Origin of the sequence: Duganella lactea (genome assembly GCF_009857505.1) — a bacterium.
GTDB classification, from domain to species: Bacteria; Pseudomonadota; Gammaproteobacteria; order Burkholderiales; family Burkholderiaceae_D; genus Rugamonas; species Rugamonas lactea.
Genome location: NZ_WWCP01000002.1, coordinates 107,460 through 133,971, shown reverse-complemented (window position 1 = coordinate 133,971; position 26,512 = coordinate 107,460). Strand labels below are relative to the sequence as shown.

Annotated in this window: 23 protein-coding genes; 12 read left to right on the top strand and 11 right to left on the bottom strand. The window is 63.9% G+C overall.

Features of this window, described 5'->3' with window-relative positions; genetic code table 11:
• Positions 1–57: 57 nt before the first annotated feature.
• Complete coding sequence (locus GTP44_RS03245) at positions 58–660, top strand: response regulator transcription factor (RefSeq protein ID WP_161018303.1); 603 nt, start codon at positions 58–60, stop codon at positions 658–660.
• Positions 661–665: 5 nt separating this feature from the next.
• Here GTP44_RS03245 and GTP44_RS03240 read toward each other — a convergent pair whose 3' ends face one another.
• From GTP44_RS03240 to ppk2, 4 genes are all read right to left on the bottom strand, one after another.
• Positions 666–1,454 carry an SDR family NAD(P)-dependent oxidoreductase gene (locus GTP44_RS03240; RefSeq protein WP_161018302.1) on the bottom strand — a complete coding sequence of 263 codons (789 nt, stop codon included), beginning with the start codon at positions 1,452–1,454 and terminating at the stop codon, positions 666–668.
• A gap of 204 nt (positions 1,455–1,658) precedes the next feature.
• Positions 1,659–2,075 carry a glyoxalase superfamily protein gene (locus GTP44_RS03235; protein WP_202423957.1) on the bottom strand — a complete coding sequence of 139 codons (417 nt, stop codon included), beginning with the start codon at positions 2,073–2,075 and terminating at the stop codon, positions 1,659–1,661.
• Between the two features lie 12 nt (positions 2,076–2,087).
• Complete coding sequence (locus tag GTP44_RS03230; protein ID WP_161018301.1) at positions 2,088–2,687, bottom strand: SEL1-like repeat protein; 600 nt, start codon at positions 2,685–2,687, stop codon at positions 2,088–2,090.
• A 54-nt stretch (positions 2,688–2,741) separates the two neighbouring features.
• Positions 2,742–3,662: a polyphosphate kinase 2 gene (gene ppk2, locus GTP44_RS03225; protein ID WP_161018300.1), complete on the bottom strand. Its 921-nt coding sequence runs from the start codon at positions 3,660–3,662 to the stop codon at positions 2,742–2,744.
• A 183-nt stretch (positions 3,663–3,845) separates the two neighbouring features.
• Here ppk2 and GTP44_RS03220 point away from each other — a divergent pair, with 183 nt between their 5' ends.
• On the top strand, positions 3,846–5,507 hold the full coding sequence (locus tag GTP44_RS03220) for a methyl-accepting chemotaxis protein (protein WP_161018299.1): 1,662 nt from the start codon (positions 3,846–3,848) through the stop codon (positions 5,505–5,507).
• 152 nt (positions 5,508–5,659) lie between these two features.
• On the opposite strand, the gene GTP44_RS03215 is transcribed toward GTP44_RS03220, so the two are convergent.
• Positions 5,660–7,024: an MFS transporter gene (locus tag GTP44_RS03215; protein ID WP_160991225.1), complete on the bottom strand. Its 1,365-nt coding sequence runs from the start codon at positions 7,022–7,024 to the stop codon at positions 5,660–5,662.
• A gap of 134 nt (positions 7,025–7,158) precedes the next feature.
• Here GTP44_RS03215 and cyoA point away from each other — a divergent pair, with 134 nt between their 5' ends.
• Genes cyoA through GTP44_RS03180 form a run of 7 tightly spaced genes read left to right on the top strand, consistent with a single transcriptional unit; the run spans position 7,159 to position 13,858 of the window.
• Entirely contained in the window at positions 7,159–8,160 is a 1,002-nt protein-coding gene (gene cyoA, locus GTP44_RS03210) for a ubiquinol oxidase subunit II (RefSeq protein WP_161018298.1), read from the top strand.
• Entirely contained in the window at positions 8,157–10,163 is a 2,007-nt protein-coding gene (gene cyoB / locus GTP44_RS03205; RefSeq protein ID WP_371867133.1) for a cytochrome o ubiquinol oxidase subunit I, read from the top strand. Before cyoA ends, cyoB begins: the two co-directional genes overlap by 4 nt.
• Entirely contained in the window at positions 10,156–10,785 is a 630-nt protein-coding gene (gene cyoC / locus GTP44_RS03200) for a cytochrome o ubiquinol oxidase subunit III (RefSeq protein WP_161018296.1), read from the top strand. The genes cyoB and cyoC overlap by 8 nt, the downstream gene beginning before the upstream one ends.
• The gene (gene cyoD / locus GTP44_RS03195) at positions 10,782–11,180 is read left to right on the top strand and encodes a cytochrome o ubiquinol oxidase subunit IV (RefSeq protein WP_160991228.1); all 399 of its coding nucleotides are present in this window, start codon (positions 10,782–10,784) and stop codon (positions 11,178–11,180) included. Before cyoC ends, cyoD begins: the two co-directional genes overlap by 4 nt.
• Positions 11,177–11,977, top strand: a complete 801-nt coding sequence (locus GTP44_RS03190; RefSeq protein WP_161018295.1) for an SURF1 family protein — start codon at positions 11,177–11,179, stop codon at positions 11,975–11,977. Before cyoD ends, GTP44_RS03190 begins: the two co-directional genes overlap by 4 nt.
• Positions 11,955–13,322, top strand: coding sequence for an ATP-binding protein (locus tag GTP44_RS03185; protein WP_161018294.1), 1,368 nt, complete (start codon positions 11,955–11,957; stop codon positions 13,320–13,322). The genes GTP44_RS03190 and GTP44_RS03185 overlap by 23 nt, the downstream gene beginning before the upstream one ends.
• Positions 13,319–13,858, top strand: a complete 540-nt coding sequence (locus tag GTP44_RS03180) for a response regulator transcription factor (RefSeq protein WP_161018293.1) — start codon at positions 13,319–13,321, stop codon at positions 13,856–13,858. Before GTP44_RS03185 ends, GTP44_RS03180 begins: the two co-directional genes overlap by 4 nt.
• 68 nt (positions 13,859–13,926) lie before the next feature.
• Here the strand turns inward: GTP44_RS03180 and GTP44_RS03175 are convergent, their stop codons facing one another.
• Positions 13,927–18,951, bottom strand: a complete 5,025-nt coding sequence (locus GTP44_RS03175) for a hybrid sensor histidine kinase/response regulator (protein ID WP_229256753.1) — start codon at positions 18,949–18,951, stop codon at positions 13,927–13,929.
• A 126-nt stretch (positions 18,952–19,077) separates the two neighbouring features.
• Here GTP44_RS03175 and GTP44_RS03170 point away from each other — a divergent pair, with 126 nt between their 5' ends.
• On the top strand, positions 19,078–20,028 hold the full coding sequence (locus tag GTP44_RS03170; protein ID WP_161018291.1) for a 2-hydroxyacid dehydrogenase: 951 nt from the start codon (positions 19,078–19,080) through the stop codon (positions 20,026–20,028).
• 98 nt (positions 20,029–20,126) lie between these two features.
• Positions 20,127–21,509 (top strand): type II toxin-antitoxin system HipA family toxin YjjJ, encoded by a 1,383-nt coding sequence (yjjJ, locus tag GTP44_RS03165; protein ID WP_161018290.1) that lies wholly within the window; start codon positions 20,127–20,129, stop codon positions 21,507–21,509.
• Here the strand turns inward: yjjJ and GTP44_RS03160 are convergent.
• The 4 genes from GTP44_RS03160 to GTP44_RS03145 are packed head-to-tail and all read right to left on the bottom strand — an operon-like array spanning position 21,463 to position 24,364.
• On the bottom strand, positions 21,463–22,233 hold the full coding sequence (locus tag GTP44_RS03160; RefSeq protein ID WP_161018289.1) for a GGDEF domain-containing protein: 771 nt from the start codon (positions 22,231–22,233) through the stop codon (positions 21,463–21,465). The two genes, yjjJ and GTP44_RS03160, sit on opposite strands and share 47 nt — an antisense overlap.
• Positions 22,233–22,619: a DUF1987 domain-containing protein gene (locus tag GTP44_RS03155; protein WP_160991236.1), complete on the bottom strand. Its 387-nt coding sequence runs from the start codon at positions 22,617–22,619 to the stop codon at positions 22,233–22,235. The genes GTP44_RS03160 and GTP44_RS03155 overlap by 1 nt, the downstream gene beginning before the upstream one ends.
• 19 nt (positions 22,620–22,638) lie before the next feature.
• A complete protein-coding gene (locus GTP44_RS03150) occupies positions 22,639–23,196 on the bottom strand; it encodes a SiaB family protein kinase (protein WP_161018288.1) in 558 nt (185 codons plus the stop codon).
• 10 nt (positions 23,197–23,206) lie between these two features.
• Positions 23,207–24,364: a SpoIIE family protein phosphatase gene (locus GTP44_RS03145; protein ID WP_371867131.1), complete on the bottom strand. Its 1,158-nt coding sequence runs from the start codon at positions 24,362–24,364 to the stop codon at positions 23,207–23,209.
• 250 nt (positions 24,365–24,614) lie between these two features.
• Between GTP44_RS03145 and GTP44_RS03140 the strand changes: the two genes are divergently transcribed.
• On the top strand, positions 24,615–26,234 hold the full coding sequence (locus GTP44_RS03140) for a methyl-accepting chemotaxis protein (RefSeq protein WP_161018286.1): 1,620 nt from the start codon (positions 24,615–24,617) through the stop codon (positions 26,232–26,234).
• A gap of 68 nt (positions 26,235–26,302) precedes the next feature.
• Here GTP44_RS03140 and GTP44_RS03135 read toward each other — a convergent pair whose 3' ends face one another.
• Entirely contained in the window at positions 26,303–26,476 is a 174-nt protein-coding gene (locus GTP44_RS03135) for a hypothetical protein (protein WP_161018285.1), read from the bottom strand.
• Between the last annotated feature and the right edge of the window lie 36 nt (positions 26,477–26,512).

Sequence of the window (26,512 nt, the reverse complement as noted above, 5' to 3'; positions counted from 1 at the left end):
CCGCGTGGCTTAAGGAGGGGCAAGATGTCCGACCAAAGTACGGGATTGATTACGGTAATGATCGCTGACGATCATCCTTTGATGCGCAGCGGCATCGCGGCGGTGCTGTCGCACAGTCCGCGCATTGCCGTCGTGGCCGAAGCGGGTGATGGCGACACGGCGGTGGCGCTGTTCCGTCAGCACCAGCCGGACATCACGCTGATGGATTTGCAAATGCCGGGCCTGGGCGGGATCGAGGCGATCAGCGCGATCCGCCGCATCAACCCGCGGGCGCGCATCATCATCCTCACCACCTTCAGCGGCGACGCGCACATCTACCGTGGCCTGAAGGCCGGGGCCGGCGGGTATCTGCTGAAAAACATGGCGCGCACGGAACTGCTGGATTATGTGTTGAGCGTGCACCGTGGTGACAGCCGCCTGCCGGCGGACGTGTCGCGCAATCTGCCCACGGTGTTGACGATGGAGCCGTTGACCCGGCGCGAGGTCGATGTGCTGAAGCTGGTGGCGACCGGCCACTCAAATCAGCGCGCCGCCGGCGAGCTGGGCCTGAAGGAGGACACCATCAAGTCCTACATGAAAAGCATACTCGCCAAGCTGCGTGCCCGCGACCGCACGCACGCGGTCACAATTGCGCTCAAGCGCGGCTTCTGGGAGTCCTGAACCGTTCAGGCGATGGTGTCGACCACGCCGCCATCGACGCGCAGGGCGGCGCCGGTGGTGGCCGACGCCTGCGGCGAACAGACGTAGACCACCATGCTCGCCACTTCCTCCGGCGTTGCCACGCGCTGGATGATGGAGGTGGCGCGGTGCTGCCTGACGAAGGCATTGGCCTCGCGCTCGGCCGCCGCGTGATCGCCATCCGGCGCCACCAGATGCTGCACGCCTTCCGACAAGGTGGGGCCGGGCAATACCGCGTTGACCGTGATGCCAGTGCCGGCCAGGCTCTTGGCGAGGCCGCGCGAGATGGCCAGGTAGCCGGTCTTGGTGAAGCCGTAGTGGATCATGTCCGCCGGAATATTCAGCCCGGATTCGGACGAGATGAAGACGATGCGGCCCCAGTTCTTGTGCTGCATGCCGGGCAGGTAGGCGCGGCTGGCGCGCACGCCGGACATGATGTTGACCTCGAAGAAGCGGGTCCATTCCTCGTCCGGAATCTCGGCAAAGGGTTGCAGCTGGAAGATGCCGACGTTGTTGATCAGAATGTCCGCCACCGGTTCGGCCTTGGTCAGGACGGCGAAGCCTTCGGCATTGCCCAGATCCGCCGCCACGCCGCGCACTTGCGCGCCGGGGATGCTGTCGCGCAGCCTGGTCAGCGCGCGGTCGACGTCCGCCTGCTGGCGGCCGGTGATGACCACGGTGGCGCCGGCGCCGGCCAGCCCGGCCGCGATGGCGTAGCCGATGCCGCGCGTGGAGCCGGTGACGATGGCGGTTTTACCTGTCAGATCGATGAGCATGATAGTCCTTTCCGGTTGAGTGATTGGTGACACCATCCTAGTCCAATTGTGGCGCAACAGAATCTCCCCTTATGGGTTAATGGTTGTCCTATATGCCCTGCCCAACAGAAGAGCGCCGGCAAATGGCCTAAGGTGGAGCCTCTGCCGATGCTACCCATGGAGCCACCAAGATGACTGTACGCAGTCTGCTTTCCTCTGTTTTGATCAGTCGGGAATTTCCGGCTGGCGGTTGACGAACACCAGCCGGTTGCCGGATGGATCTCTGACGGTCATCTCGCGTCCGCCCCACGGCACTTCTTCAACGCCGGGGCGGGCGTTTTTATATTGCTTGGCGATCAGCTCCCGCTGATAGGCGTCGACGTCGCTGGTGGTGATGCGGAGGGCGGCGCCGGGCGAGCAGTCGCCGTGGTGCTCCGACAGATGCAGCACACAGCCATCCCTGGAGACCTGCATGTACAGCGGCAGTCCGTCCTCGAAGCGGTGTTCCCAGTCCACCTGGAACCCCAGAAAGTCGAGGAAGAACTCGCGCGTCTTGGCCTCGTCGAAACAGCGCAGGATGGGCGTGATGGCGCCCAATCCGATGGCTTTTCTCGTGCCGCTCTGGCTATCGTCAATGTTCATCGGTGCCTAAACTTAAGGGGAAACGGTGATGAATTCCAACATATTCGGCGAATAGATGGCGCGCGCGATATGGATGGTATTTTTTGTATCCCATGACGGGATCTGCGCCGGCGGCGCGCCAAATTCCTTCAACACTATCACACCGGTAGCCCACAGATAGCGCAGGAACGGGTCTTCGTCCTCTGACGGCGCGGTGCTCATATCGATTTCCCTGCTGTCGGGAGGACGGTGCATGGCTGGGCGCTGTGCTGCCCACCACAGCGCGGCGGCCGGGTCGCGATAGCCGACGGCGTCGATCGACACCAGGCGTGGCAACGCGTCGTCGCTCATCCCGCCCAGCGCAGCCTGTTGGTAAAGCTGCGTGGCTTTTTCCCAGTTGCGTTCCACGCAACTGCCTTGGTCATACATGCTGCCAGCCAGCAGTTGCAGCTCGGGTTGTTTCGATTGCAGCCGCTCGGCGAGGTACGGGATCGCTTCGTCGCAGCGGCCGTCGCTGACTGAGCGGAGGATGCGGTTGATGTCGGCGGTCTCGCGCACGCCGGCATGGCTTGGCGCCAGCCACGCAATATTGATGAGCAGCGTCGCAAGGCCGCGGAGGCAAAGCAGATTCAAGACTAACCTTGTTTTTAAGTTGGCAAGGTTGGTAGCTTAGCAGTAAATTGCCGATTAATACACTTCCGGCACGATGATTTCCTGTGGCACCGGACGACGCACATAGTCGTCGTGATATTCGCGCTCCGGCAGTTCGATGGCCGGGTGCGGGATTTCCTCGTAGGGCATCTGTCCCAGCAGGTGGTGGATGCAGTTGAGCCTGGCCTTTTTCTTGTCCACGCCTTGTACCACCCACCATGGCGCTTCCGGAATGTGGGTGCGTTCCAGCATGACTTCCTTGGCGCGTGTGTATTCCTCCCAGCGGCGGCGCGATTCCAGGTCCATCGGGCTCAGTTTCCACTGCTTCAGCGGATCGTGGATGCGGCCGAGGAAGCGCGCGTTCTGTTCTTCGTCGGAGATCGAGAACCAGTATTTGATGACCTGAATGCCGGAACGCGCCAGCATGCGCTCGAACTCGGGCACGGTCTGGAAGAACTCTTCGTATTGCTCGTCGGAGCAGAAGCCCATGACACGCTCGACGCCGGCGCGGTTGTACCAGCTGCGGTCGAACAGCACGATTTCGCCGGCCGCCGGCAGGTGCGAGACATAGCGCTGGAAATACCACTGCGTGCGTTCGCGGTTGTTCGGCGCCGGCAGCGCGGCCACGCGGCACACGCGCGGATTCAGCCGCTGGACGATGCGCTTGATCACGCCGCCCTTGCCGGCGGCGTCGCGGCCTTCAAAGATGATGACCACTTTGTGGCCGGTGTGCACCACCCAGTCCTGCAGCTTGACCAGCTCGGCCTGCAGGCGGAACAGCTCGCGGAAGTACAGGCGGCGCTCCTCCTTGGCCTCGGCACTGCGCTCGCGCTCGACAACTTGCTGGGTCAGCGGGTCGATTTCGCGGTCTTCCAGCTCCATCTCCAGTTCTTCGTCGTAGCTGTCGGTCAGCTCGCGCTGTACGCGCTCCAGCAGGTCGTGTTGGTTTAATTGCATGGGATTCCTGAGGTCAAAAGAAAGGGCGCGGCGATGCTATAAAAATGGAAGTCGACTGTACCGATCAATTGTGACCGCCTGATGACTGGATTTTGCTGCATTTGCGCAACGGCAATAGTAATTGAGGCTTGTTAATGTTTATTAATGTAATTAAACTTGCTCTCTTTGCTCGGGTGCAGGCTAATGAATAACTTAAAAATAGGCGTCCGCCTGCGGTTGGCGTTCGGCGCGATGTTGGCGTTGTTGTTGGTGATTGCTTATATCGGCTGGTCGGCATTGGCCGAGGCCCGGTTGCGCATGGATGTGGTGGTCAATGAAAACAATGCCAAGATCAAGCTGTCCAACACACTGCAGTCGGAGCTGAATCTGGTCGCCCGTTCGGTACGCAACTACATTCTGTATCCCGACCCGGAGATGCGGGGCAAGATGCAGCGCCGCATCGATGGCGCGCAAAAGAATTTCAACGCCAGCATGGAGCGCCTCGGCGCGCTGATCGGCGACCAACAAGGCAAGCAGCTGTATGGACAGTTGCAGACGCTGGCGCCGGAAACGCTGCGCCTGCTCGGCCAGGTGCAAGTGCTGGTCAATGACGGCAAGGCTGCCGACGCGCCCGCCTTCCTGCTCAGTTCGGTACAAAAGCAGCAGGATGGCACGTTTGCATTGGTGAATGAGCTGATTGCCCTGCAGGAAAAGCAGAACGCCGAGATGGTGAACGAAATTCATGACGACTATGCGTTCGCCGTGCGTTTCCTGATCGGCGCCACGCTGCTCGCCGCCGCGCTGGCGGCCACGCTGGCCGTGTTGATCACCCGCTCGATCACCCAGCCGATTGATAACGCTGTCATGGTGGCGCAGGCGGTGGCGGCGGGCGACCTGACGCGTCACGTCGCGGTGCACGGGCGCGACGAGGCCAGTCAATTGCTGACCGCGTTGCAGACGATGACGACCAGTCTGGCGGCGATCGTCGGCCAGGTGCGGGCCGGCACCGACACCATCGGTACCGCCTCGCGCGAGATCGCCAGCGGCAACCAGGATTTGTCGTCGCGCACCGAGGAACAGGCCAGTTCGCTGGAAGAGACCGCCTCGTCGATGGAAGAGCTGACCTCGACCGTCAAGCAGAGCGCGGACAACGCGCGCCAGGCGAATGGGCTGGCGCAGTCGGCGTCCGAGGTGGCGCTGCGCGGCGGCCACGTGGTGTCGCAGGTGGTGGAGACGATGGGCTCGATTAACGACTCGTCACGCCGGATTGTCGACATCATCAGCGTGATCGACGGCATCGCGTTCCAGACCAATATTCTGGCGCTCAACGCGGCGGTCGAGGCGGCGCGCGCCGGCGAACAGGGGCGCGGCTTCGCGGTGGTGGCTTCGGAGGTGCGCACGCTGGCGCAGCGTTCGGCGGCGGCCGCCAAGGAAATCAAGGCGCTGATCGACGACTCGGTGGTTAAGGTGGACGCCGGCGCCAAGCTGGTGGATCAGGCCGGGACCACCATGGGCGAGATCGTCGATAGCGTCAGGCGCGTGACCGATATCATGACCGAGATCGCGCTGGCCAGCCAGGAGCAGAACGTCGGCATCGAGCAGATCAACCAGGCGATCGCCCAGATGGATCAGGTGACGCAGCAGAACGCGGCGTTGGTCGAGCAGTCGGCGGCGGCGGCCGAGTCCATGCAGCAGCAGGCGCTGCATCTGGCGCGGGCGGTCGATGTGTTCAAGCTGGCGGATGGCGCGGCGACGCGGCCGGCGCCAGTATCGAAGCCGTCAGCCTCGCGTGCGGGCGTCAAGCGGCTAGCGGTCGGTGTCGCCAGCGCCAAAGCGGTTGGCGCCGATGGCTGGCAAGCGTTCTGAATTGGGGCGAGGGAGGTCGATTCATGATGCACCTGCACACAAGCCCATCGGCCTTGAGTCGGCCCGGACAAGGTCGGGGGAGGCTGTTGTGGCCATGCCACATTTGCTAAAAACGCCCCGGCGGCGTTGCGCGGCCGGGGCGGTAGAGCGGTTTAGTTATCGCGAATATTCCACGCGCGGTTGATGCTCAGCGCGGCCAGCGAGGCGACGGCGCCGGACAGCAGATACACGCCGGCATACGCCAGACCGAAGTGCGACGACAGGCCCAGGGCGACCAGCGGCGCGAACCCGGCGCCGATCAGCCACGCCACATCGCTGGTCAGCGCCGCGCCGGTGTAGCGGAAACGCTGCGGGAACTGCGCCGTCACCGCGCCCGAGGCCTGGCCGTAGGACAGGCCCAGCAGCGTGAAGCCGATCAGGATGAAGGCGTCCTGGCTGGTTTCGCCGTTGCCAATCAGGAACGGCACGAACAGGCTGAAGATGCCGATCAGTGTCGCCAGCGTGCCCAGCGTGTGGCGGCGGCCGACGCGGTCCGCCAGGTAGCCGGAGATGATGATGGCAATCGCCATCAGCGTCACGCCCACCATCTGCACCTGCAGGAAGCCGGCGATCGAGCGCTGCGAGGTCAGCGTGATCCATGACAGCGGGAACACCGTCACCAGGTGGAACAGCGCGTAGCTGGCCAGCGCGGCGAGCGCGCCGATGATGATGTTGCGCGTCTGCGAGCTGAGCAGTTCACCGACCGGCACCGGATCGAGCTGGTGTTCGTCCAGCAGGTGCGAGTATTCATGCGTGGTCACCAGGCGCAGGCGGGCGAACAGCGCCACCACGTTGATGGCGAAGGCCACGTAGAACGGGAAGCGCCAGCCCCACTCAAGGAAGTCCAGCGAGTTCAGGTTGGCCATCAGGTAGGAGAACAGGCCGGCGGCGATGACGAAGCCGATCGGCGCGCCCAACTGGCCCAGCATGGCGTACCAGCCGCGCTTGTGCTCGGGCGCGTTCAGCGCCAGCAGCGACGGCAGGCCGTCCCAGGAGCCCCCTTGGGCGATACCCTGTCCGACCCGCAATAGAGCCAGGAACACAATCGACGTGGTCCCCAAACTGGCATAGTCCGGAAGGAAGGCGATGCCGGCGGTGGAAACCCCCATGATCATCAGCGCCAGCGTCAGCTTGGTTTCACGCGTGAAGCGATGTTGAATTGCCATAAATGCGACAGTTCCGATCGGTCGCGCAATAAACGCAAGCGCGAAAATCGCAAAGGCGTATAGTGTGCCGTCAAGCCTGCTGTCGTAAGGAAAGAATACCGACGGGAACACCAAGGCTGATGCAATCGCGTAGACAAAGAAGTCGAAGTACTCGGAGGCGCGACCGATAACCACACCGATCGCGATTTCTCCGGGGGAGATATGCCCATCCCTGGCATTGATGCTGCGTGCGCCTGGGCTCGTTTGATGTTGATGTGCGTGGACGCCAGCCTGAGCGGCCTGGACATCATTGATAGAAGTCGTATTAGCCATAGTCTCTTTGTCTCGTGTTAATTGATTGTTATCACGGGGGTGTCCAGGCGGGTAGGACAAAGTGTCCAATGGCAAGAACAGTCCGTCGTGAGTACAGTAGCATGTTCCCAATAATCTGTAATCTAAATTACCGCATGATTCCTCCTATCGTTCGTCGTGGATTGCTCCTCGCACCGTTACTGTGGCTCGCTGGCTGCGATACGGTCGTGCTGAATCCGTCCGGAGATATCGCAGCGCAACAGGCACATCTTGTAGTTGTGTCAACGTTGTTGATGCTGTTGATCATCGTACCCGTCATGTTCCTGATCTGTCTGTTCGCTTGGCGCTATAGAAAGTCAAATACCGCCGCCGAATACAAGCCGGACTGGGACCACTCGACCAAGCTCGAACTGTTGATCTGGGGCGCGCCGCTGCTGATCATCATCGTGCTGGGCCTGATCACGTGGATTTACACCCACTTGCTCGATCCTTACCGTCCGCTGAGCCGCATCGATGAAAATCGTCCGCTGGCGCCGCACGTCAAGCCGCTGGAAGTGCAAGTGGTATCGATGGACTGGAAATGGATGTTCATTTATCCGGAGCAGGGCATCGCCACCGTCAATGAGCTGGTGACGCCGATCGATGTGCCGGTGCGCTTCCACATGACCTCGACGACCGTGATGAACGCGTTCTACATTCCGGCGCTGGCCGGTATGGTCTACACCATGCCTAGCATGGAAACGCAGCTGAACGCGGTGATGAACAAGGTGGGCGTGTACGACGGCTTCTCGGCCAACTACAGCGGCGCTGGTTTCTCGCAGATGCGCTTCAAGTACCACGGCGTGTCGCAGGGCGACTTCGACGCCTGGGTCGCCAAGACCAAGGCCTCCACCGCCAAGCTGGACCGCACTGAGTTCCTGGCGCTGGACAAGCCGACCATCAAGCACCCGATCATGCACTTCGGTACCGTCGATGCCGACCTGTACAGCCGCATCCTGAACCGTTGCGTCGCCGACGGCAAAGTCTGCATGAATGTCCAGATGCACCAGGATGCCAACCGCATCAAGGCTGCGGTGGCCACGCAGAAGCTGCCTAAAGACGAGGTGTGCGAGCCGACCGAGGTCGCCGCAACCGCTCAACCTACCCGTAAAGAATGACCATGTCTGATCTGAACCTGACCAATCTGATCTTCGGACGGCTGTCGCTGGAAGCAATTCCATACCACGAGCCTATCCTGATCGGTACCTTCGCCATGGTGGCGATCGGCGGCCTCGCGCTGCTGGCCGTCATGTTTAAATTCCGCTTGTGGGGCCCGTTGTGGCGCGACTGGATCACCTCCATCGACCACAAGAAAATCGGCATCATGTACATGGTGCTCGGTATCATCATGCTGCTGCGCGGCTTCGCCGACGCGCTGATGATGCGCGCGCAGCAGGCCATCGCTTTCGGCGACAACCCTGGCTTCCTGCCGCCGCACCACTACGACCAGGTGTTCACCGCCCACGGCACGATCATGATTTTCTTCGTGGCCATGCCGCTGGTGACCGGTCTGATGAACTACGTGGTGCCGCTGCAAATCGGCGCGCGCGACGTGTCGTTCCCGTTCCTGAACAACTTCTCGTTCTGGATGACCACCTTCGGCGCGATGCTGACCATGGTGTCGCTGTTCGTCGGCGAATTCGGCAAGACCGGCTGGCTGGCGTTCCCGCCGCTGTCGGGTATCGCGGCCTCGCCGGATGTCGGGGTGGACTACTACATCTGGTCGCTGCAGGTGGCCGGGGTGGGCACCACGCTGTCCGGTGTCAACCTGATCGCCACCATCGTCAAGATGCGCGCGCCTGGCATGTCGATGATGAAGATGCCGGTCTTCACCTGGACCGCGCTGTGCACCAACGCGCTGATCGTCGCCACCTTCCCGATCCTGACCATCACGCTGGCGCTGCTGTCGCTGGACCGTATCGCCGGCTTCAACTTCTTCACCACCGAACTGGGTGGTAACCCGATGTTGTACGTCAACCTGATCTGGATCTGGGGCCACCCAGAGGTCTACATCCTGATCCTGCCGGTGTTCGGCGTGTTCTCGGAAATCGTTTCGACCTTCTCGGGCAAGCGTCTGTTCGGCTACACCTCGATGGTGTACGCGACCGTCGTGATCACCGTGCTGTCCTACCTGGTATGGCTGCACCACTTCTTCACCATGGGTTCCGGCGCCAGCGTCAACTCGTTCTTCGGCATCACCACGATGATCATCTCGATCCCGACCGGCGCCAAGATCTTCAACTGGCTGTTCACCATGTACAAAGGCCGCATTCGCTTCACCGTGCCGATGATGTGGACCGTGGGCTTCATGCTGACCTTCGTCATCGGCGGTATGACCGGCGTGATGCTGGCCGTGCCGCCAGCCGACTTCGTGCTGCACAACTCGCTGTTCCTGATCGCCCACTTCCACAACGTGATTATCGGTGGCGTGGTGTTCGGTCTGTTCGCCGGTATCAATTACTGGTTCCCGAAAGCCTTCGGCTACAAGCTGAACGAGTTCTGGGGTAAGGTGTCGTTCTGGTGCTGGCTGGTGGGCTTCTGGGTGGCGTTCACCCCGCTGTACATCATGGGCTTCATGGGCGTGACCCGTCGCATGAACCACTTCGATGATCCATCGCTGCAGATCTACTTCGTGGTCGCCGCCATCGGCGCGGTGATTATCGCCGGCGGTATCGGCGCCTTCATCCTGCAGCTGTTCCTGAGCTGGAAAGACCGCGAGAAACTGCGCGACGTCACCGGCGACCCATGGGAAGGCCGCACGCTGGAGTGGGCCACCTCGTCGCCACCGCCGGACTACAACTTCGCGTTCACCCCGGTGGTGCACGACAGCGACAGCTGGGCGGACATGAAAGCCAACCAGTACCAGCGTCCGCTGAAAGGCTTCGTCGACATCCACATGCCGAAAAACACCGGTGCCGGCTTCGTCATCTCGGCGCTGTCGTTCGTGTTCGGCTTCGCCATGGTCTGGCAGATGTGGATCCCGGCCGCCGTGGCCTTCGCGGTCATGATTGGTGCGATCATCGTTCACACCTTTAACTACAAGCGCGATTACTACATCAAAGCCGATGAAGTGACTCGTACCGAAGACGCGCATACTCGTTTCCTGGAAAGCCATGTCTGAAATTAACGCAAACGGCGCCCTGAGCGCCGACCCAAGCGCGCGTTACTACGTGCGTGACCATCATCCGGAAAACGGCACGCTGCTGGGCTTCTGGATCTACCTGATGAGCGACTGCCTGCTGTTCGCCGGCCTGTTCGCTACTTACGCAGTCCTGGGCCGCAGCTATGCGGGCGGCCCGTCGGGCGCGGAACTGTTCGACCTCAGCCTGGTGGCCATCAACACCGGCTTCCTGCTGCTGTCGTCGATCACCTATGGCTTCGCCATGATCGCCTCGCAGCGCAAGAACCTGAAGGCGACCATCGGCTGGCTGCTGGTCACCGGCGTGTTCGGCCTGGCGTTCCTGTATCTGGAGATGTACGAGTTCCTGCACCTGATCCACGAAGGCGCCGGTCCGCAGCGCAGCGCGTTCCTGAGCTCGTTCTTCGCGCTGGTCGGCACCCACGGTCTGCACGTGACCTTCGGTACCATCTGGCTGGTGACCCTGGTGTTCCAGCTGAAGAAACACGGCCTGACCCCTGAGAACAAGCGTCGCATGATGTGCCTGTCGATGTTCTGGCACTTCCTGGACGTGATCTGGATCGGCGTCTTTACCTTTGTCTATCTGATGGGAGTCCTGCCATGAGCGCACCACACAACCACTCTGAGCATGATCACCACGGCCATGGCCACGACGATGAAAACCACGGCAGCCTGAAGGATTACGCCATCGGTTTCATCCTGTCGGTGATTCTGACCGCGATCCCGTTCTGGCTGGTGATGGCCAAGGTATTCGACAAGTCGAGCACCACCGCCATCGTTGTGCTGGCCTTCGCGGCGGTACAGGTCGTGGTCCACATGGTCTACTTCCTGCACATGAACAACAAGGTCGAAGGCGGCTGGTCGATGCTGTCGACCGTGTTCACCGTCGTGCTGCTGGTCATCGTGCTGGCCGGTTCGATCTGGGTCATGTACCACATGAACAAGAACATGATGCCGTCGATGGGCAACGATGTTCATAACATGCAAGACATGCAATGACGGACGGCGCACTTAAGCGCCACCGTTCCCGCGCCCTGCGCGTCATCCTGGCCCTCGCGGCCGGGGTGATGTTCGCGGGGTTTTTTGCTTTAGGAACGTGGCAAGTCTTGCGGTTGCAATGGAAACTGGCGCTGATCGAACGGGTCGACCAGCGCGTGCACGGCGCGCCGCTGCCGGCGCCGCCGGTGGCACAATGGCCGCAACTGAGCGCGGAGAACGACGATTATCGGCGTGTCGAACTGCGTGGCGTGCTGCTGGACGGCGCCACCACGCAGGTGCTGGCCTCGCTGGAACGCGGCATCGGCTACTGGGTGGTGACGCCGCTGTGCACGCCGGACGGCGGCATCGTCATGATCAACCGCGGCTTCATTCCGGCCGGTGTCAGCGGCTGGAAACCGCAGCCGGCGCCGGCCGCCATGACGGCCGACGCGTGTGCGGGCGCTACCGCGTCCGGTCCGGTGGTCCGCGTCAGCGGCCTGCTGCGCATGACCGAGGTTGCGGGCCGCTTGCGCCAGAACGAACCGGCGCGCAACTACTGGTACACGCGCGACGTGCAGGCGATCGCGCAGGCGCGTGGCCTCGGCCAAGCGAAGGTGGCGCCATACTTTGTCGACGCCGACGCGCCCACGGCGCGGGCCGCGGGACCGGTGGCGGGTGAGCAGCCGACGGGCGGATTGACGGTCATTTCCTTCGTCAACAACCATTTGGTTTATGCTATCACCTGGTACGCGCTGGCCCTGATGGTGGCCGCCGCGACGGTATGGGTCATCCGAGATGCGCGCAAACAAACATCCTAATGCCGACGACGGCGGCCGCGTGCGGCTGCCGGTGGTCGAACCGCTGGCGTCGGCGAACGCTTCCGCCAGCACCATCACCCACGCGGTCGGCCACAAGAACATGCAGCAGCTGATCCAGCTGCGCTGGATCGCCGTGATCGGGCAGATCACCACCATCGCCACCGCGTCCATCCTGCTGGGCGTGCAACTGCCGATGCCGGCCATGCTCAATATGCTGGCCTGCCTGATCGCCTTCAACGTCGCCAGCATTTTGCGCTGGCAGGAAAATCAGGAAGTCTCCAACAGCGAGCTGCTGCTGGCGTTGACGGTGGACATCGCCATCCTGACGGCGCAGCTGTACCTGACCGGCGGCGCCACCAATCCGTTTGTCTTTTTATACCTGCTGCACGTGATTCTGGGCGCGGTGCTGCTGGAGCGCTGGTCGACGTGGACCATCGTGATCGTCACCGGCGCCTGTATCGCCGGCCTGGCGCTGTTCTCCGAACCGCTGCCGCTGCCGCAGGACCACGCGCTCGGGATCTTCAGCCTGTATGTGCAGGGGATGCTGGTGTGCTTCATCCTGGACGCGGCGCTGCTGGTGATTTTCATCACGCGCATCATGCAGAACATGCGCAGCAGCGCGGCGGCGCTGTCGGATCTGCGGCAGCGGGCGGCCGAGGAGGAACACATCGTGCGCATGGGCTTGCTGGCGTCGGGCGCGGCGCATGAGCTGGGCACGCCGCTGGCGACGCTGGCGGTGATCCTCGGCGACTGGAAGCGCATGCCCGAATTCAAGGGCAACCCGGTGCTGCTGGAAGAAATCGCCGAAATGCAGACGCAGCTACAGCGCTGCAAGAGCATCGTCAGCGGCATCTTGATGTCGGCCGGCGAGGCGCGCGGCGAATCGTCGGCCGCCACCACCATCAACACCTTCCTTGACGAAGTGGTGGCGGAATGGCGCATCGGGCGGCCGGTGGTGCGGTTTGAGTTTGACAACCGCATCACGCTGGACTTGCCCGTGGTGTCCGATTCCACGCTCAAGCAAATGATCTGCAATGTGCTCGACAACGCGCTGGAAGCGTCGCCGCAATGGTTGCGGATGGAGGCCAGCATCGAAGGCGGCACGCTGGTGCTACAGGTAACGGACAACGGACCTGGCTTCGCGCCCGGTATACTGGCGGAATTCGGCAAGCCCTACAACTCCAGCAAAGGCCGCGCCGGTGGTGGACTCGGCTTGTTCCTGGTGGTGAACGTGGCGCGCACGCTGGGTGGCGAAGTCACGCCGACCAACCTGGGAAAGGGCGGGGCGATGGTGCGCCTGACGCTGCCGTTGTCGGCCATCGAAATCAAATCGGAATCACAATGACAATAGAAGAGCGAGTACTGCTGCTGGTCGAAGACGACGCCGCCTTTGCCCGCACCCTGGGGCGTTCTTTCGAGCGCAGGGGCTACCAGGTGCTGCTGGCGGAAAACGTCGACGACGCCAGCGCGCTGCTGGTTGACAACGCACCCGGCTACGCGGTGGTGGACCTGAAACTCAAAGGCAACTCATCCGGGCTGGCGTGCGTGCAGATGCTGCACGAGCACGATCCCGAGATGCTGATCGTGGTGCTGACCGGATTCGCCAGCATCAACACGGCGGTGGAAGCGATCAAGCTGGGCGCGTGCCAATACCTGGCCAAACCGTCCAATACGGACGACATCGAAGCGGCGTTCGAGCACGTGGCCGGCGCGGCCGAGCTGGAGCTGACCGGGCGCGCGACGTCGGTGAAGACGCTGGAGTGGGAGCACATCCACGCGGTGCTGGCCGAGACCGACTTCAACATTTCCGAAGCGGCGCGCCGCCTCGGCATGCACCGCCGCACGCTGGCGCGCAAGCTGGAGAAGCAGCGGGTCAAGTAAAAAACGGTGTCAGGTCTGACATTCGCACACGGGCTCAACTGCTACGCAGTTGAGCCCGTGTGCGAATGTCAGACCTGACACCGGGGTTCTGTGCGGGCGCTGGTCATGACGATGTTGAATTCGTGCGCGAACGCTTGCAGCAGGTCGGCCAGCGCCTGCGGCTCCGCCCGCAGGCGCTCTTCCAGCGCGGTGGCGGCGCGCAGCAGCTCGTTGGCGCAGAGGTTGCCCGCCGCGCCGCGGATCTTGTGCACCAGCTCGGCCGCTTGCGGCAGATCGCCGGCGTTGATGGCGTCCTGAATCCGCGGCAGGGTCGCTGCGAAGTCCTGCGCGAACAGGTTGAGTAGCTGTGACAGCAGCGCGTCGTGGCCGCCCAGCCGGTCGATCGCGGCCTGGGTGTCGATGCCGGCGCGGGGCTTGACCGGCGCGCCGCTGTTGGCGGCGGCGCGGGCGCTGGCCGTTTGGGCGTCGATGGCGTCGGCTGTCGCCGCGCGGCCGGCGTCCGCCAGCACCCACGTCGCCAGCACCGCGTACAGCGTGTCCGGGTCGATCGGCTTGGTCACGTAGTCGTTCATGCCCATGTTGAGACAGCGCTCGCGGTAGCCGGCCACCGCGTGCGCGGTCATGGCGATGATCGGCAGCGCGGCGTGCCGTTCGTTGTTGCGGATCAGCGCCGTGGCCTGGTAGCCGTCCATGTCCGGCATCTGGATGTCCATCAGCACCGCGTCGTAGTGGTTGGCGTCGACCGCGCGCGCGGCTTGTTCGCCGCTGCTGGCGACGTCGGCGTGCACGCCGGCCCGTTGCAGGATATCGCTGGCCACTTGCTGGTTGATCGTGTTGTCGTCGACCACCAGCACCCGGGCGCCGCGGATGCGCTGGATCGCTAGCGATGGTGTCGTGATCAGCGTGGCGCTCTGCTGCGCCGTCTCCAGCCCGAGCGCCGTCAGGACGACGTTACGCAGTTGCTGCGGACTGGCCGGCTTGTCGATGAAGGGGGTGACGCGGGTCTGCTCGATGACTTCAGTATGATGCTCGCGTGCGTAGGCGGTCACCATCAGCACCGCAGGCACGGACGCCAGTTCGGCGTCGGTGGCGATGCGGCGCAGGGTGTCGATGCCGTCGACATCGGGCATGTCGGCGTCGATCAGCAGCACGTCGTAGGGATCGAGCTGCATCGCCGCCACCGCCGCCGCACCCGAGGGTACGGCGCGCGCTTTCAAGCCCAGCATGCCGAGCTGGATTTTCAGCATATGGCGCGTGGCGTCGCTGTCGTCCACCACCAGGATACGCTTGCCTTGCACGGTCGCCGGCACCGGTAGCACGCGCGGCGACTGCTCGGCCGCCGCCTGCAGCTGCACCGTGAAACTGAAGCTGCTGCCGACCCCCGGTTCGCTGTCGACCTGGATCTCGCCGCCCATCTTGCGCACCAGTTGCTGCGAGATGGCGAGACCGAGGCCCGTGCCGCCGTACAGCCGCGTGGTGCTGGCGTCGGCCTGGGCGAACGCCTGGAACAGGCGCGCCTGCTGTTCTGCGCTGATGCCCAGGCCCGTGTCCTCCACCGTGAAGCGCAGCACCAGCGGTCCGCCCGGCGTGATGGCCGGGCTGGAGGCGTCCACCTCCACCCGCAGTTCGATGTGGCCGCGGGCGGTGAATTTGAGCGCGTTGCCCATCAGGTTGACCAGGATTTGCCCCAGCCGCAGCGGGTCGCCCAGCAGGTTGCATGGCACCTCCGGCGTCGCGCCGATCACCAGTTCCAGTCCGCGTTCGGCGGCGCGCCATGCGAACAGGTCGGCGACCTGGTCCAGCGTATCCGGCAGGTCGAAGGGCAGCGCTTCCAGTTCCAGCTTGCCCGATTCGATCTTGGAGAAGTCCAGCACGTCGTTGATGATCTGTAGCAGGCTTTGGCCGGCGCGGCTGATTTTGCGGAAGTAGTCCAGCGGCTGCGGCGGCAGGTCAAGGTGCGTACCCAGGCCGGCGAAGCCGAGGATGGCGTTCATCGGGGTGCGGATTTCGTGGCTGATGTTGGCCAGGAATTCGCTCTTCGCCAGCGTGGCCGCCTCCGCGTTCTCGCGCGCCTTTTCGATCATGCGGATGGCGCGCGCCTTCAGGTAGGCGGAGGTGAACGGCTCCTTCAGGGCCTTGAGCAGATCCAGGTCGCTTGGGTCGAAGGCGGTCTGGTACTGGTAGTTCTCGAAAATCAGGTAGCCTTCGACCTGGCCGTCGATCACCACCCGCACCGACAGCAGCGCGCAGACGTCGCCCGGCAGCGAGTGCGGATGGTGCACTTCGAAGATGTCCGGCGCGATCATGCCGTCGGCCGGCGCGTAGCACTGCTCCGCCTGGCGCAGTTCGATATGGTAGGCGTCGGCGCTGGCGTCGATGCGCCCCCAGGCCGCGCGCAGGGTGAAGGTGTCGGTGCCGTAATCCCGCACCAGCGCCAGCGCCGAGTCGATCCCCTTGATCGCGGTCGACTCTTGCAGCATGGTGTGCAGCAGGGCGTCGAAGTCCACCTGTTCGTTGATCGATTTGACGATGGCGTTGAGCTTTTCCAGGTGCCGGGTGCGCGAGTAGACCAGCGCCTGCAAGGCTTCCTGCTCGCGTTGCAGGCGCTGCACGCGCCAGCGGATCAGCGCCCAGGTCAGCGCGCAGAAGATGACCGCGTAACCCAGCCGCGCCCACCAGGTCTGGTGCCAGGCCGGCAGCACGACCACGCGCAACGTCAGTTCGTCGGCGTTCCACAGGCCGTCGCGGTTACTGCCGCGCATGCGCAGCACATAATGTCCGGGCGGCAGGTGGGTGTAGGTGGCGATGCGGCGGGTGGCGTCGGTTTCGACCCAGCGCTGGTCGAAGCCTTCCAGCAGATAGGCGTAGCGGTTGCGCTGCGGCGCCGAATAGTCGAGCGCCGCCAGTTCCACTTCCAGGCTCAGGCTCTCCGGTGGTATCACCAGCGTCGGCCCGTCCTTGCTGGTAAGCTCGGCCGGCGTGATGCGTCGCTGGTCCAGCCTGACCTCGCTGATGACCAGTGGCGGACGATAGGTCCAGTCGATCACGCGCTCCGCATACACCACCGCCATGCCGGAGGTGGAGCCGAAAATCAGATCGCCTTCCGGGCTCACCGTGCTGGCGCCGATGAAGAAGGTGCGGAAGGGCAGGCCGTCGGCGCGGCTCAGCGCGCGGGCGCGCAAGGTCACCGAGTCGATTACCGAGATGCTCTCCGAGGTGGCCGCCCAGATGCGCCCCGCGGCGTCCGATTGCAGCGCCATGATGGTGTTCGTGCCCAGGCCCGAGGCGACGCCGATCCGTTCAAATACCGGCTCGCCCAGCGTGTCGCGTCCGGTCATCACGCAGATGCCGCCGCCGTTGGTGCCGACCCACAGCCGTCCGCGCCGGTCGATCTCCAGTGAGCTGACCATCGCCTCCGACAGCGCGTCCGGCTTGGCGGGGTTGGCCTTGATCTGTTCCGTCTTGCCGCTGTCCGGATCGAGCCGGTTCAAGCCGTTGCGGGTGGCAACCCACAAGGCGCCGTCGCCGTCCGCCACCACCGCGTGGATGCGGCTGTCCGTCAGGCCGCCGCTTTCCTGCGGCCCCTGGACGTAGCGCACCACCGTGCCGGTGGCGGGGTTGTAGCGCAGCAGACCCTCGAAAGTGCCCAGCCATAGCTCGCCCTGGCGTGCCAGGATGGTGCCGACCCGTGGATATGGATTCCCCTGCGGCAGCGGCACGCGCTGCACGGCGTGGCCGTTGCGGTTGGTCCGATACAGTCCCAGTTGGGTGCCGATCCAGGCTTCTCCGGGGCTGGCTTCGGCCAGCGTCAGGATCACGCGCTTGGGCAGGGCGTTGTCCGGCTTGTGCGGATCGGGACGCAGCGCGGCGCGGCGCGCGCCGTCCGGCTTAACGATGTCGATACCCTGGTCGGCAAGACCGATCCAGACGTCGCCTCGGCTGTCGGTCATCAGCGTGGAGACGCCGGCTTCCAGCGCGCCGACGGCGCCGAACACGGAGTCGATCGCCTCGGTGTGCGGATCGTAGATATCGACGCCGCGCTCGGTGGTGACCCAGATCATGCCGCTGCGGTCGCGCAGCAGTGCGGCGGCGCGGTCGTGACTGAGGCTGAACGATACCGCCGGCTGGTGCTGGATACGGGCGCTCCGGCCGGGCTCGGCGCGGTATTCGATGATGCCGCCGCCGTAGGTGGTGGCCCACCAGACGCCGGGCGCGGTTTCCACTACCGCTAGCACCATGTTGGCCTCGACGTCGGTGACGCCGTGCAGCGCGGCGATACGGCCGGTGGCGGCGCCGCTATCGACGATGCCGATGCCGCTCCTCAGCGTGCCGAAGGCGATCTGTCCGCGGCTGTTTTCGCCCAGCGCCAGCACGCTGTCGCGCCAGCCGCCAGGGCCACCGCCGAGCACCGGAACGGCGGCGATGGCGGCGCCCGGACGCATGCGCGACAGGCCGGTGGCGGTGCCGATCCACAGCGTGCCGCCACGGTCCATCAGCAAGGCTCGGATCTGGTTGTCGGCCAGACCGGGCGTGTCTTCGTGGCTGTAGCGGCGGATGGTGCGGTTGACGGGGTCGTAGAATTTCAGGCCGTCGGCGGTGCCGATCCACAGATTGCCCTTGCCGTCGCTGGCGATGGCGCTGACCTGGCCGCGCGTCAGTTCATCGACGGGGCGCACAAAGTGCTCGGTATGTTTGTCGTACATGGCCAGGCCGCCGGCGGCGGTGCCTATCCACAGGCGGCCGGCGACATCGACATGCAGCACCTGGATAAAGTCGCCCGGCACGCTGGCCGGATCGGCGGCGTTGTAGTGATATTTGCGCACCCGGTAACCGTCCCAGCGCGCCAAGCCACCCTGCGTGCCGACCCAGATATAGCCGTCGCCATCCTGCGCCAGCGCCATGCCGGCGGCGTGCGGCATGCCCTGTTCCACGCCGAGGTGTTCGAACAGCGGCGTGGCGAGATTGTCCCAGCGCCCGTTGCCCGCAAGGGCGGGGCCGCAGACCGCCAGCCAGGCGGCCAGCGTGACGATGGCCGCGCGCAACCAGTGGCGCGCGGCGGCCAGAAGGTGATGGGGTGGGGCGTGGGCTTTCAAATCAGGGCGCGCTCCTTGGCGTGATCGTTCAAGCATACGGAAATGCCGACTGAAAGTCTACGACCGGCAACAGGAAATCCACATCACTTGTACAATCGCCACATGCAAACCAGCTTAGGTAGTGTTATGAAACCCGAGATATTAGTAATGGCGGCCAGCCCGTCGGCCGATGTGATGGCGCAGTTGGAGCAGTATTTTCATTGTCATCATCTGTGGCAGCAGCCGCGCCAGCCGCAGGAGGCCTGGCTGGCCGGCGTGGCACCGGCGGTGCGCGGCGTGCTGACCACCGGCGCCATCGGCATCAAGGCCGATCTGCTGGCGCGGCTGCCCAAGGTGGAAATCGTCGCCGTCAACGGTATCGGCACCGACGCGGTGGACCTCGACGCGACCCGCGCGCGCGGCATCGCCGTCACCAACACGCCCGGCGTGCTGACCGACGACGTGGCCGACCTGGCGCTGACGCTGCTGCTGTCCGCCGCGCGCCGCCTGCCGGCCCTGGATGCGTTTGTGCGCGATGGTTCCTGGGAGGCGGGCAAGCCGATTGCGACCGCCCGCGCTTTGCGCGGCAAGGTGTGCGGCGTGTTCGGTTTTGGCCGCATCGGCCAGGCGATCGCGGCGCGCGCCGAGGCGTTCGGCATGCGGATTCAGTACTTCCAGCCACGCGCCATCGAAGGCGTGAAAGCGCCGCGCGCGGAGTCGCTGCTGGCGTTGGCGCAGTCCAGCGACTATCTGGTGGTGGCGGCGCCGGGCGGCCCGGCCACGCATCACGTGGTGAACGCTGACGTGCTGGCGGCGCTTGGACCGCAGGGCACGCTGGTGAATATCGCGCGCGGCTCGCTGGTGGACGAGGCGGCGCTGATCGTGGCGCTGCGCGAGCGCACACTGGGCTGCGCCGCGCTGGACGTTTTTGCCGACGAACCGCGCGTGCCGGCCGCGCTGCGCGCGCTGGGCAATGTGGTGCTGACGCCGCACGTCGCCAGTCTGACGGTCGAGACGCGCCACGCCATGGGCCAGCTGGTGGTCGATAACCTGCGCGCCCATTTCGCCGGCCAACCGTTGCTCACTCCGGTGCAATAATCGTTTCACCACTGCGGATATAATGCTGGTAAGTCATTGAATATGCTATATTTGGTCTAATAAAATCGTTTCATTAAGCGTTTCATTAAGCGTTTCATATGACTGATATCCTGCATAGGCTCCGGCTGGCGCGCGTGCTATCCGGCGCCGACCTGCTGCTACAGCTGCAAAAAAGCCGTCCGACGCTCAGCCGCGCCACCATGATGCGCATGGTGCGCGCGCTGGGGGATCAGGTGGTGGTGCGCGGCGCCGCGCGCCGTACCAGTTATGCGGCGCGCCGTCCGCTGCGCGGCAGCACCGAGTCGCTGCCGATCTATCGCGTCGACCGCGATGGGCGTGGCGAGCAGATAGCCACGCTTGATCCCATCTATCCCGCCGGCTGCGCGCTGCGTTATGCGGAACCGTTTGAATGGCCATGGCCACTGGCGCCCGAGATGCGGGATGGCTGGTTCCCCGGCTTGCCGTATCCGTTGGATGATATGCGTCCTCAGGGTTTCCTGGGCCGTAATTTCGCACGCAATTACGCCGGGCTGCTGCAAGTGGGGCCAGATCCGGAAAAGTGGCCTGAGGACGATATCCTCTATGTGCTGGCCAACCTGGGCGCCGACAGCGCTGGCAACTACATCATCGGCGAGGCGGCCTATCGGCGTCACCTGGAGACCGTGCGCCAGGGCCATGCCGTGTCGGCGCAGGCCTCGTATCCACCACTTGCCGCGGCCGCGATGCAGGCCGGCGATGCCGGATCTTCAGCCGGCGGGGAATTCCCGAAATTTACCGCCTTCCGCGAGCATGACGGCGAACGTGCGCACGTCATCGTCAAATTCTCCGGAAACGATGGCACGCCGGGCGTGCAGCGCTGGTCGGATTTGCTGGTGTGCGAACATCTGGCGCTGGAGACGATCATGAAGGAACTGCGACTGCCCGCCGCGCGCAGCCGCATTGTCCGCGCCGACAAACGGACCTTCCTGGAGGTGGAGCGCTTTGACCGCCACGGTGAATTTGGCCGCTCGGCGGTCTGCACCTGGGCGGCAATCGATGCCGCCTTATTCGGCATGGCCGGTGAGAACTGGAGCAGGGCGGCGGCGCGCATGCTGGCGGAGCGCCACATCGGCGTCGCCACGCATTCGGCGATCAATCGCCTGTGGCATTTCGGCCGGTTGATCGCCAACACCGACATGCATGAAGGGAATCTGGCCTTCGTGCCTGGCGAAGACGGCCAACCGCCGCTGGCACTGGCGCCGGCCTACGATATGCTGCCGATGTTGTACGCGCCGGCGCGCGGTGTCGAGCTGCCGCAGCGGGAATTCATGCCGGTGCTGCCGTTGCCGGCGGAGCGCGAAGACTGGCTGGCTGCCGCCGACGCGGCGATCGCCTTCTGGCGCTCGGCGGGCGGCGATGAACGCATCGGCGCGGCCTTCCGCGCCATCTGCAAGGCTAATGGCAAGGAGTTGACGCGTCTGAAGGCGCTGGTGGCGGCGTGACCGGAAGCGGCAACTGCGAATGTATTTTCACGCAGTTGCGCCCCGCGCGCTTGGCCGCGTACAGCGCCTCGTCGGCGCGGCTGTAGGCCAGTTCAAAGCAGGTGCCCCGCGGGTTCCAGCTGACGCCGACGCTGGCCGTGATCTGGCGGTTGATCGGCGCGCCGAAGACCTGGTCGGCGATGGCGTCGCAGATATGGCCGGCCACTTCGCGCGCTTCCTCCGCATCGGCGGTCGGCCAGATGACCGAAAACTCTTCACCGCCCACCCGGCCCACAGCCGCATCGGACCCCAGCAGCTTGCGCAGGCAGCTGACCACCGTCTTGATGACGGTGTCGCCGGCCGGGTGGCCGAAATCGTCGTTAATCCATTTGAAGTGATCGATGTCCAGCACGATCAGCGCCATGTCCTCTTGTTGCAGGCAGGCGCTGGCCTGGTCGATGACCGCCGCCCGGTTCAATGCGCCGCTGAGTGGATCGTGGGTGGCACGGTATTCCAGTTGCTGCGCCAGTTCGTGCAGCTGGCGGTTCATCTGATTCATGTCCAGCTCCGCGCGATCGCTGCGGCGGATCAGCCGGCGGCTCTCGCGCATCAGGCGCTCGTAGTGGCCTATCATGTCGGCCAAGGCGGCGCGGGCGTCGGCGCGCGGATCGGCGTGGGCCGCCTTGGCCTGGGCCAGTGCGGCGCTTTCCTGCGCAAACAAGTCGGCGTCGGCCTTGGGGGGCATCAGTTGCTCACTGCATGGTCATGGAAATCGAGCGCGCCGAAATCGTCCCGCAGTTCCTGGCCGAATTCGAGGATGGTGTCGTCGTCTTCATCGTGATACCAGTTCAGGCGCACCTGGTTGCCGGCCAGCGCGGCCTTGTTCAGCGCGTCGAAAAAGGTGAACAGCATCTTGGTGCTGGAGCTGTTGAAGTAGGCCAGCGAGACGTGGACGGTGATCTCGGCCTCGTCGCAGCTGTCCAGGTAAGCCTGCACGCGGGCGATGACCGGGCCGTAGAAGGCGGCGGCGTTTTCGGGATAGGACTCGCCCTTGATCGACAGCGTGTGCTGCGCGAAGCGGAAGTCGATTTCCGGCGAGGTGGGCGAAGCGGCGATAAACATTGGTTCCATTATAGTTCTCGGTATGTCGTCAGATAATCGCTTTGATGCAGAACACCGTGGATTGCGGCTGGTGCTCATCCGGCACGAACTCGAATTCCAGTGGTTCGCTGGCATCGCGCGCCATGGTCAGGAAGCCCAGACCCGCGCCCTTGCTGTCGGCCGGCGTTTCCTCGCGCAGCGCCTTCTTGTAGGCCAGCTTGATCTCTTCCATGGTCATGGTGTGCAGCGGATCGAGGCGGCTGCGGATGCGCTCCACATTCAGGCTGTCGACCGGATTGGCGCACAGCAGGAAGAAGCTGTCATCCTTCATGCCGATGCAGAATGAGCCCCGGCGCATCTGGTGTTCGGCGTCGTCGTCCGGCGTCAGCGTGTCCGACGAATAGTGCATGATGTTCTGCGACATTTCCACAAACGACGAGAAGATTCTGCGCCGCGTTGGCCCGGCCGCGCCGGCCGTGTCGAGCCGCGCGCGGATGGTTTCCGAAATGGCCGCCACCACCGGCTGCGAGAAGTAGCCCATGTAGAAAAAGATGATGTGGCGCTTGCGGGCCACCTCATAAAAATCGCTGAATTCTTCGTACAACAAGTGATGCTCCTTACGGGCGTAGGCAGAAAAAGGTCAGGTCGTCGCGGCGCGGCTGCACGCCTTGCCACGCCTGGTGGTCGTCCAGCATGGCCTGTGCCACGTGGCGCGCGCATTCGGTGCGTCGCGCCAGCAGCACATCGCGCATGCGGCGCTTGCCGTAGGCGATATCCTTGGCGCCGCCGATCTGGTCGATCAAGCCGTCGGTGGTCAGCAACAGCAGGCTGCCCTCCGGGATGTGGATGATTTTATTGGTCCAGCGGTAGTCCATCGGCGTGTCGATGTAGCCCACGCCCATGCGCTCGCCATCGACCGTCTGCACCGCCTGCTGATCGGGATCGAGCTGGAACAGCGGCAGCTTGGCGCCGGCAAAGTGCAGCTGGCGCGTGGCGCTGTCGAACCACAGGAACGCCGCGTCCAGACCATCGTTGGACTCGGCCTGGCCATCGCCTTCGACCTGACCCAGCAGGCGCTTGACGCCGCGATTGACTTCGGCGATCAATAGCGATGGATCGCGCGGGCCCAGTTGCTGCAAGGCCTGCGCCAGTGTGGAAGAGGAAATCAGCGTCATGAACGCGCCCGGTACGCCGTGGCCGGTGCAGTCGGCGATGGCGGCGAACCAGCCGTCGTCGTATTTGGCGAAGTGATAGAAGTCGCCGCCGACCACGTCGCGCGGCTGCCATTCGAGGTGGGCGTCGTCCAGCGCGTTGGACAGCGCCAGATCCGATGGCCGCAGCAGCGAGCGCTGAATCACGCTGGCGTAGTCGATGCTGTGCATGATCTGGCGATTTTTCTCGGCCTGCATATTGGCCACCACGTTCATCAACTGCAGGCCGAAGCCCACGCCGGCCAGAGTGCCGTCACGCGTTACGATAAATCCATCGGCCAGCGTCTTCTCGCCCGATTCCACCGCGCGGAAGGTCAACGCCTCGATGCTGACGTTGGCGTCGACGATCAGCGGCTCCTTGTCCATGAAGGCGATGCAGCTCTTCTTGCCGTACAGCTCGTGATAGAAGGGTTTGGACATCTGCGACATGAAGATGTTGCGGCTGATCAGGCCGATCGGCCGGTCCATCTCGACGACGGGCAGGCTCATCAGGTCGCGGCGTTCGGTGAACAGCGCCAGCACCGCGAAGTTGGTGGTGTCGGACACGACCGAGATCGTCTCCACGCACAGGTCTGCCGCAACGGACAAGCGAAAGCGGGGCAGGTGCAAACGAGAGGCATTGAACTCCACGGTCGGAAACCTTTATCAACACTGAGCATTTCATACTACAAGGCAATTGTTACGACATCATTACATATTGTTTAACGGAAAATATTTCTACGTGGTTGCCTTGCGGTAACTTCGATGTCATATTCGGTGTGTAGATTGGTGAGAATTCGCCTGGAGGGCGTATTTTTACTCACTTTATACAGCTATGAAATTACCCCAACTAAATACCGGCATGCGTGTGATGGCATCGTTCGCAGTGTTATTGTTTCTGATGGCCTGCATGTCGCTGGTGTCGCTGTGGCGGCTGCAATCGGCCAACGATACCGCGTCCAACCTGGTTCATGAGAAGCTGGCGCGGCAGCAGCTCACCTCCGAACTGCTGGGCGTGACCGAATTAAATGGACTGCGGGCGATCTCGATCGGCCGCAGCGACAGCCTGGAGGTGGCGGATCTGTTCCAGGCCCAACTGACCGCCGGCGACAAGCTGGCGGCCGACATGGAGCGTCAGCTGACGGCCATGCCGACCAGCGGCGAGGAGGCCGAACTGCTGCGCGCGGTAGCGACCAGGAAGGCGGCCTTCATGGCGCTGCGCGCCACGCTATTCAAATTCAAGGACAGCGGCCGCGTGCAGGAGGTCGGCGATCTGCTGGACCGCCAGTGGCCGGGCGTGTTCAAGGCTTATTCGGGCGCGCTGGATAAATTGCTGGCATATCAGACCCAGCAGGCCAAGGCGCTGGCGGCCGCGTCGGAAAGCCAGTACCTTGGCAGCCGAGCGTTGCTGATCGGTTTTGGCTTGGGCACGCTGGCGCTGGGCGTGTTGCTGGCGTGGATGCTGACGCGCAGCATCGTCCGGCCGCTGACGCAGGCGGTGGCGCTGGCCGAACAGGTGGCCGGCGGCGAGCTGCGCGCCGTGATCACGCATGGCCGCAGTGACGAGATCGGCAAGCTGTTCGATGCGCTCAGCCACATGACGGCGCGGCTGGCCGATACCGTCGGCCGTGTGCGCGACGGCGCGCTGGCGATTGATCTGGCGTCGCGCGAGATCGCCAATGGCAATATGGATCTGTCGCGCCGCACCGAGCACCAGGCGGGCGCGCTGGAAGAGACGGCGTCGGCGATGGACGAGTTGACGTCGGCGGTCAAGCAGAACAGCGGCAACGCCCGCCGGGCGAACCAACTGGCCAAGTCGGCCTCCGACGTGGCGTGCAAGGGCGGGGCGGTGGTCGCGGAAGTGGTACGCACCATGGCCAGCATCAACGACTATGCGCACAAGATTGTCGACATCACCAGCGTGATCGATGGCATCGCGTTCCAGACCAATCTGCTGGCTTTGAACGCGGCGGTGGAGGCGGCGCGCGCCGGCGAGCAGGGGCGCGGCTTTGCGGTGGTGGCGGGCGAGGTGCGCAATCTGGCGCAGCGTTCGGCCGAGGCGGCCAAGGAAATCAAGAAGCTGATCAACGACTCGGCCGATCGTGTGGCCAGCGGCGCCGAACTGGCCGAGACGGCCGGCGCCACAATGACCGATATTGTCGACAGCGTGCAAAAGGTCACCGCCATCATGGGTTCGATCAGCGCGGCCAGCAGCGAACAGGAGCACGGTATTCAGCAAGTCAACACGGCCATCGTCGACATCGACGGTGTGACCCAGCAGAACGCCGCCCTGGTTGAAGAGGCCGCCGCCGCCGCCGCCGCCATGCAAGCGCAGGCGCGTGAACTGGCGCAACTGGTCGGGGCGTTCAAACTGGACTCGGCCCGCGTCCAGCCGATGCCAGCCCGTGCGTCGCTGCCGATGCCGGCCGCAAGCGCGTTGCGATACGCCGCTTGACGCCAGTGGCGAATTCTGTGACGCTGAAATGATGAGCAAGATGCCGCCACTTTCGATTATTACCGCCATTATTCCTGTGGCGGCTTAACTTCCATCGTAGACGCCGCCTGAGAGGCGGCTTTTCTATTTGGAGCGCCGCCCTCGGCATTTTTTAAGGAGCGTTCCATGTTGCACCTGATCTGCGGGAAAATAGCCGCCGGCAAATCCACGCGTTCCAGACCAGCGATGCCGAATTCGATCACATCACCAGCTTCTTCGGGCCGCCATCGGCGGCGGAG